This window comes from Streptomyces regalis (assembly GCF_001509475.1).
Classification (GTDB): domain Bacteria; phylum Actinomycetota; class Actinomycetes; order Streptomycetales; family Streptomycetaceae; genus Streptomyces; species Streptomyces regalis.
The window spans coordinates 1-861 of the sequence record NZ_LLZG01000218.1 but is presented as its reverse complement, the minus strand read 5'-3'; the positions used below and the strand labels follow the sequence as shown (position 1 = coordinate 861).

General features: G+C 68.9%; 1 protein-coding gene. It reads right to left on the bottom strand.

From position 1 onward, the window contains the following. Positions 1-806 (bottom strand): ISAzo13 family transposase (locus ADL12_RS22635; RefSeq protein ID WP_107119991.1); only part of this gene is annotated, 806 nt, incomplete at its 3' end. Between the last annotated feature and the right edge of the window lie 55 nt (positions 807-861).

Below are 861 nucleotides of genomic sequence, written 5' to 3'. Positions count from 1 at the left end.
GTGTTCCGGCCCTGGTCGTGCCACCAGCGGCGGATCGATTCCACCGCGAACGCGGCGGTGTCGTGGTCGGTGCCGACGTTGACCCAGCCGGTGTTCGTAGCGAGATCGTAGATCCCGTAGGGGACGGCCTTGCCCAGTTGCGGGTCGGCGAAGTCGTGGACGTTCACCCGTACTGGATCGGCCGCGGGCCGCCACTGCCGTCCGCTGTTCTTGAACTCGCCGACGAGCTCCTTTTTCTTGGTGTCGACGCTGATCACGGGCTGGCCGGTGTCCCGGTGCTCTCGGGCCTGCTCGTTGAGATAGCGGAACTGGGCATCCCGGTCCGGATGCTGGCTGCCCTCGATGGTCTTGGCGTTGGCCTGCAGGCTGAAGCCCTCCTCGCGCAGCAGGCCGGCGACGGTGTCGGCACTGACCCGGTGTCCGGCCCGGGTCAGCTCCCGCGCGAGCGTGCGGGTCGACTTCACCGTCCACCGCAGCGGCGACATCGGATCACCCCGCACATCCGGCTCCACCAGCGCCAACAGCGCCGGCCGCAGCCCCGGATCCAGATCCGCGACCCGCTTACGGCCTCCACCCGGACGTCGCACCCGCCCCAGCGGCGCCTCACCGGCCTCCAGCTCGAACACACCTTTGCGGACCGTGGTCTCGCTGACCGCAGCCGCCCGCGCGACGGCCCGAACGCCGCCATGACCCAGAGCACGCGCCTCCGCGGCCATCAACAGCCGCCGCTGCCGCTCGTCCAAATGCGGCAGCAACACCGCGAGCTTCACAGCGAGTTGGTCACGTGTCTCGTCCGGGATGGGCATACCACACCAACGATCCCCAGAACGGGAAGCAACACCTTGATTCCCTGCAAGCCCT